Raw genomic sequence first — 5675 nt, 5'->3', positions numbered from 1 at the left:
GCGCCTGCCATTCCGGGGGCTTACGCCGCCCCACCGGGGCGACGGTCCCCCTCCATCCCGGCAAGCGCTTCAAAGGCCTCAACATATTGTGACGTAGACAGTTTCTTGAGCGCCGCGCCGGTGGCTCCGTCAGGCATGAGCGCCCACCCAGGCAGGCGCTGCCCTCGGGGCTCTTCCCGGGCCGTGTTCTGCAGAGGTCCTTGATAGAGCATCGGTCGGGCCGGAGCGGGTGTCAGGAGCATGATGCCGCATGTGCGCGCAGATATTGAAAACCCGGGCCTTTTTGTTTGTGCCCGGCGTATTTCATCCTATAGTCTGGCCCGACATCGCGGCGGGAAACCTGCCCCGCCGCCCCATCGTGGCCCATCGGGGGGAACGACAACATGATCCGGTCGGAACTGATCCAGAAGATCGCGGAAGAGAACGAGCATCTCTACCAGCGTGACGTGGAGCGTATCGTCAACACCGTTTTCGAAGAGATCATCGAGGCCATGGCCCGCGGCGACCGGGTCGAGCTGCGCGGCTTCGGCGCCTTTTCGGTCAAGAAGCGCGAGGCCCGCATCGGACGCAACCCGCGCACCGGCGAGACCGTGCATGTCGAGGAAAAATGCGTGCCCTTCTTCAAGACCGGCAAGCTGTTGCGCGACCGGTTGAACGGCAAGGCAAACTGAAGGAAAGCAAGGCGCCCATGCGCTATGTGAAATATGCCATCCTGGCGCTTCTGGCGCTGGTTCTTCTGACGCTGGCGCTGGCCAATCGCGCGCCGGTCACATTGCGGCTGCTGCCCACCGACATGGCCGGGTTCCTCGGGTTGGAGTATGCGATCGAGCTGCCGCTCTTTCTGGTGATCCTGGGCGGGGTGCTGCTGGGACTGACGATCGGTTTCGTCTGGGAATGGCTGCGCGAATACCGCCACCGGGCCGAGGCGCGGCGCGCGCGGCGCGAGGCCGAGGCGCTGGAGGCCAGGCTGGGCAAGGCCGGCCGTGGCCGCAAGAGCGAGGGCGATGACGTGCTCGCCATCCTCGAGGAGGACGATGCGCGCCGCTTGGAAGGACCGCCCGCGACCAGATAGGCCGACGGCGGCCCCGTAGCGGGCCGGGGATGCCTCCGGCGGGGATATTTTTGCCAAGAAGAGAGCAGGTTTTCTTTCGGGTGCGGGCGCGCGCGGAAGGTGCCGGGCAGGGGATATGAGCGAGACGATGCGCGTGAAGATCTGCGGCTTGCGCCGGCCCGAGGATGTGGCGGCCGCGGTTTCGGCGGGCGCGGCCTATGTGGGATTCGTGTTTTTCGCGCGCTCGCCGCGCCATGTCGATCACGCCACCGCGCGGGCGGCGGCGCTGGCGGCGCCGGCGGGGGTGGTCAAGGTCGCGCTGACCGTCGATGCCACGGATGACGAGCTGGCCGCGCTGCTGGCGGCGGTGCCCATCGACATGCTGCAGTTGCACGGGCGCGAAAGCCCCGAACGGGTGGCCCGGCTGCGCGCGCGGTTCAAACTGCCGGTGATGAAGGCGGTGGGCATTGCGACGCGGGACGATCTGCCCGCGCTCGATGCCCATGCCCGGGTGGCCGATCAGATTCTCGTCGATGCCAAGCCGCCCCCCGGCGCCGAGCGACCGGGCGGCAATGCGCTGGCCTTCGACTGGCGGCTGATCGCCGGGCGGCGCTGGCCGGTGCCCTGGATGCTGGCGGGGGGGCTGAGGTCGCAGAACGTGGCCGAGGCGGTGCGGCTGACCGGGGCGCGGCAGCTCGATGTCTCGTCGGGGGTGGAGCGCGCGCCGGGGGTCAAGGATGCGCGCCTGATAGGCGAGTTCATGGCGGCCTGCCGCACGGTCGGGGCCTGAGGCGACATGGCAGATTCGGAATGGCCTGAGGGGTTTTCCTGGTTTTGCATTTGGTCAGGGCGCGGCTCTCTGCCGGCCGTGCATTGGGCGCGTGGCGGCTTCAGTCCGGGCGGTCCGGGGCATCGGGGCCGCCGGGGCGCAGGCGGCGCAGCAGCACGAAGGCCAGGCCCGAACAGAGCATCACGCTGGTGATCAGCGGAAATACCGTGCCGTTGTAAAGCAGTGCTGCCGGCGCCGCGAGGAGCACCGCCAGGATCGTCGAAACCGCGCCCACCACGGCCGAGGCCATGCCCGCGATATGGCCCATCGGCTCGAGCGCGAGCGCGTTCAAATTGCCGAAGGTCAGCCCGATCATGAAGAACGCGCCGGCCATGTAGGCAAAGAACAGCGCAAACTCTGCCTGCGGCGACAGCGGCGCCAGGGCAAAGGCCAGCAGCGCCAGCGCCGAGAGCACCGCCTGCGTGGCAAAGGCGGTGCTGGCCAGAAGCCGCATCCCCAGCCGCATCACCAGGCTGGCATTGACCAGCCCCGAGGTGCCCGCTGCCAGCGCCACGAGCGCGAACCAGTAGTGAAAGCTGTGCCCCTTGTCGAAGATATCGGTAAAGATCTGCGGCGAGGTCGAAAGAAAGATGAACATCTGCCCGAAGCCAAGCGAAAGTGCGCCAATGCAGATCACCACCATGCGGGAGGAGAAAACCTCGCGCAGCGCCGCCAGAACCGGGCCGAGATGCAGCGGGCGCCGGGTTTCGGGGGGCAGGGTTTCGGGCTGGCGCAGCATCAGCCAGCTGCCTGCCACCACCCCGAACACCACGAAGGACAGAAACACCGCCCGCCAGCCCCAGAAACCCGCGATCCAGGCCCCCAGCGTGGGTGCGATCACCGGCACGAGGATGAAGACCGTCATCACGAAAGACATCACCTGCGCCATGCGCCGCCCGACATAGAGGTCGCGCACCATGGCCAGCGTGACAACCCGCGGCCCCGCCGCGCCCAGCCCCTGAACGAGGCGTGCCGCCAGCAGCAGCTCGAGGCTTTGTGCCTGCGCCGCGATCAGCGCGGCAAGGCAATAGATACCCATGCCTATGACGACAACGCGCTTGCGCCCGAAACTGTCGGAAAGCGGCCCGGCAACCAGCGTGCCCACCCCCATGCCAAGCATGAAGATTGTCACCACGAGCTGCGCGCGGTTGACCGCCTGCGGGGAAAGATCGGCCGCGATCGCGGAAAGCGATGGCAGCATGGCATCGATCGAAAAGGCCACGGTGGCGAACAGCATCGCCAGCATGGCCACGAATTCGGGAAAGGGGAGCGGCTTGACCGGGGGCGTCAATGGATGCTTCCGCCTTGGGGGGCGCTGCCGGCGATCTCGGCGATGACCTGCCGCCAGAACCCGGCAGGCTGCGCCCCGGTCAGCACATGGGTCTCGGCCAGTATGAAGGTCGGCACGCCGGAGATGCCGCGCGCCCGGGCATGGGCGGCGCGCCCGCGCGTTTCGGCGAGGTCGGCGTCGGTTTCCAGCAGGCGGGCGACCATCTCGCTGTTCATGCCCGCGTCACCGGCGACCCGGCGCAGCACCTCGTGCGTGCCGATATCCTCGCCGCGCTGGAAATAGCTGCGAAACAGCGCATCGACCACTGCCGCCTGGCGCCCCTCGAGCCCGGCCCAGTGAATCAGCCGGTGCGCGTCCAGCGTGCTGGGGGTGCGCCGGATCGCCGCGAGATCCATCTCGATACCGGCGGCTTCGGCGGCGCGGGCGATTTCGGTGTAGACTTTTGCCGCTTCGGCGCGACCGCCGAACTTGTTTTCGAGATAGGCGCGGCGGTCCATGCCTTCGGCGGGCATGTCGGGGTTGAGCAGGAAGGGCTGCCACTGGATGTCGAACACCGGCTGCCCCGCCTCGGCCAGCGCCTGTTCAAGTTGTGCCTTGCCGATCAGGCACCAGGGGCAGATCACATCGGCGAATATCTCGAGGCGCAGCGTCATTGCCCGGTCTCCACGGCGAAGCCGTCGCGCAGCTTGCGGCGCGCCAGCTTGTTGTTGGGGCCGCGCGGCAGGGTATCCACCCGGCGGTAAAGTCGCGGCTGCTTGTAGCGCGCGAGGCTCTGCGCGGCGAAGGTGGCGAGGTCCTGCTCGTCGGGTTCAGCGCCCGGCGTTGTGGGCACGTAAAAGGCGGCGATTACAGTGACATCGGGTTTGACCTCGACCTCGCAGGCGGCAGATTCGGCGATGGCGGGATGGCGGTTGAGCACGGATTCGATCTCCAGCGGCGAGACCCGCACGCCGCCGGCATTCATCATGTCATCGTCGCGGCCCAGATATTGCACCGCGCCGTCGTCCTGCATCACCGCCATGTCGCCGGTCAGGAACCAGTCGCCGGCAAAGCGCGCGCGGGTCTCAGTCTCGGCGCCCAGATAGCCCAGGAACAGCCCCGGATCGTCGCGATGCACCGCCAGCACGCCGGGCGTGCCGCGCGGCACCGGCTGGCCCTGCGGATCGAGCACGGCGATATGCCGCCCGGGCTGCGCATAGCCCGAGGCCCCCTGCGGCGCCGGGCGCGCGGGTGCGCCCGACAGGAAGGTCGAGCATTCCGACATGCCGAAGGCCTCGTGGACTTCGGTGCCGGTGGCGCGCGTCCAGGCGGTGCGGGTGGCCTCGGGCAGTTTCTCGCCGGCGGAAAGCCCGTGTCGCAGGCGCGGCAGGGTCAGCGGCGCCGTGACATCCTTGAGCATCTGGCGGTAGACCCCCGGCGCGGCGGCAAAGATTGTCGCGTCAAAGCGCTTGAGCAGCAGGGGCAGCATCGACGGGGTGACATCGGCGGCGGGGATCAGCGCGGTGGCGCCGATCGCCCAGGGGTCCAGAAGCCCGGTGCCCAGCGTATAGGTCCAGTTGAAGGCGCCCGCGTGCAAAAGCCGGTCGTCCTCGCGCAGGTCATACCAGCCCTGCCACATCATCCGCCGCGCCCAGACCGCACGATGCGCGTGGCAGACCGCGCGCGGCTTGCCCGATGTGCCCGAGGTATAGACGATATAGCCTAGGCGTTCGGGTGCGCCCATATGCCAGGCGCAAGGCGGCAGGTCGCGCATGGCGCGCAGCGTCTCCGGCCCGATCACCGGGCAGGGCGGGTTCTCGGGCAGGGCCACACGCGGCCCCGCGGCGATCAGCGCGGGTGCGATCTCGTTGCAGATGCGGCTGGCCTCGGGCGCGGTCAGCATGGCCGAGCTGGGCACCGGCACCAGCCCCGCGGCGATCGCGCCCAGAAACAGCACCGGGAAATCGACGCTGTTGGCCAGACGCATCAGCACCCGGTCGCCCGGCTTCAGCCCCATTTCCAGCAGGCCGGTGCCGGTGCCGCGCACCGCTTGCGCCAGCGCGCCGTAGCTGTAGCGCTCGGCCCCGCCGGCACGCAGCACCTGCAACGCGCTCCGGTCCGGGCTGCGTTCCCCGGCGGCCAGCACATAGGCGGCGATGTTGAAAGGGGCGGGGCAGGGCGGCGGCGGCCCGGAATCGACGATCGAAAGCATGGGCGATGTGCTACGCCGCGCGGCGCCGCCATGCAAGCGCATGCGCAAACGCGCGGCAAAGGCGCCCCGGTGAAAACGGGCCAGACGGGATAAGGGGCGCGGCCGGGGCTGCTGAGAAACCGTTCTCGCTTGAGGGCGGCGGGAAACTGTTCCTTGACGTTCGGCTGGATCCAACAGGCTGCTGAAAAATGCATCCAGGTTATGAGGGACCGGGAAATTGTTCTTCGTCTCAACATCGCCCTGCCAGCGGTGAGGGCTGCGCCCGACCCTGGGTGGGCGCTTCGCGACGTGGGTTCTGCGCGGCTCGCTCAAA

At 68.5% G+C, this 5675-nt stretch carries 6 protein-coding genes; 3 read left to right on the top strand and 3 right to left on the bottom strand.

Annotated features, from left to right (window positions below; genetic code table 11):
- Nucleotides 1-383: 383 nt before the first annotated feature.
- From ihfB to DQ229_RS15930, 3 genes are all read left to right on the top strand, one after another.
- The gene (gene ihfB / locus DQ229_RS15940; RefSeq protein ID WP_114967263.1) at nt 384-671 is read left to right on the top strand and encodes an integration host factor subunit beta; all 288 of its coding nucleotides are present in this window, start codon (nt 384-386) and stop codon (nt 669-671) included.
- A gap of 17 nt (nt 672-688) precedes the next feature.
- Nucleotides 689-1072: a LapA family protein gene (locus DQ229_RS15935; RefSeq protein WP_114967262.1), complete on the top strand. Its 384-nt coding sequence runs from the start codon at nt 689-691 to the stop codon at nt 1070-1072.
- Nucleotides 1073-1187: 115 nt separating this feature from the next.
- Entirely contained in the window at nt 1188-1841 is a 654-nt protein-coding gene (locus DQ229_RS15930; protein ID WP_114967261.1) for a phosphoribosylanthranilate isomerase, read from the top strand.
- Between the two features lie 100 nt (nt 1842-1941).
- On the opposite strand, the gene DQ229_RS15925 is transcribed toward DQ229_RS15930, so the two are convergent.
- Genes DQ229_RS15925 through DQ229_RS15915 form a run of 3 tightly spaced genes read right to left on the bottom strand, consistent with a single transcriptional unit; the run spans nt 1942 to nt 5362 of the window.
- Entirely contained in the window at nt 1942-3126 is a 1185-nt protein-coding gene (locus DQ229_RS15925) for a multidrug effflux MFS transporter (RefSeq protein ID WP_114967260.1), read from the bottom strand.
- 41 nt (nt 3127-3167) lie between these two features.
- Nucleotides 3168-3824, bottom strand: a complete 657-nt coding sequence (locus DQ229_RS15920) for a DsbA family oxidoreductase (RefSeq protein WP_114967259.1) — start codon at nt 3822-3824, stop codon at nt 3168-3170.
- Complete coding sequence (locus DQ229_RS15915; protein ID WP_114967258.1) at nt 3821-5362, bottom strand: class I adenylate-forming enzyme family protein; 1542 nt, start codon at nt 5360-5362, stop codon at nt 3821-3823. The genes DQ229_RS15920 and DQ229_RS15915 overlap by 4 nt, the downstream gene beginning before the upstream one ends.
- Between the last annotated feature and the right edge of the window lie 313 nt (nt 5363-5675).

This window comes from Alkalilacustris brevis (genome assembly GCF_003350345.1).
GTDB classification, from domain to species: Bacteria; Pseudomonadota; Alphaproteobacteria; order Rhodobacterales; family Rhodobacteraceae; genus Alkalilacustris; species Alkalilacustris brevis.
Note: the sequence above shows the minus strand (reverse complement) of the source record. Positions and strands in the feature narration are given on the sequence as shown.